Source organism: Roseococcus sp. GW821-FHT12F05, assembly GCF_058806835.1.
Map to the genome: position 1 here is coordinate 1 of NZ_JBXAQB010000052.1, position 698 is coordinate 698.

The window sequence follows — 698 nt, forward strand, 5'->3', positions numbered from 1 at the left end:
CGCTCCAACCGACGATCCCCCATCTGACGCGCTCGTCGCTGCATCGCTGCTTGGTCCGTCACGGGATATCGAGGCTCCCCGACGTCGACGGCGACAAGCCTGCGAAGAAGCGGTTCAAGGTCTACCCGATCGGCTATGTCCACATCGACATCGCCGAGGTCCAGACTGCGCAAGGTAAGCTCTACCTCTATGTCGCGATCGACCGCACGAGCAAATTCGCGGTCGTGCGACTGGCGACCAAGACTGGCAGAACTTCGGCGTCGGCCTTCCTCGAGCACGTGATCGAGGTCATCCCGTACAGGATCCACACCGTCCTGACTGACAACGGGATCCAGTTCACGTTCCCACCGCGATACGCCGGTGGCCCAACCGCTCGGTACATGACGCACATGTTCGATATGCGCTGCCAAGAGAACGGCATCGAGCATCGCCTCACAAAGGTGAAGCACCCCTGGACCAACGGCCAGGTCGAGCGGATGAACCGCACCATCAAGGACGCGACCGTTAAGCGCTACCACTACGACGATCACCAGCAGTTCGAGATCCACCTCACGAGCTTTATCGATGCCTACAACTTCGGCCGTCGGCTCAAGACACTCAGAGGCCTCACACCTTACGAGTTCATCTGCAAATGCTGGACAGCCGAGCCTGAACGATTCAGCCTCGATCCAACCCATCAAATGCCGGGACTAAACACC

General features: G+C 59.3%; 1 protein-coding gene. It reads left to right on the forward strand.

Annotation, left to right across the window (positions count from 1 at the left end; translation table 11 throughout):
* Nucleotides 1-698, forward strand: a 698-nt coding sequence (locus AC1ROY_RS34035; RefSeq protein ID WP_493153393.1) for an integrase core domain-containing protein, incomplete at both ends; no start/stop codon positions are given.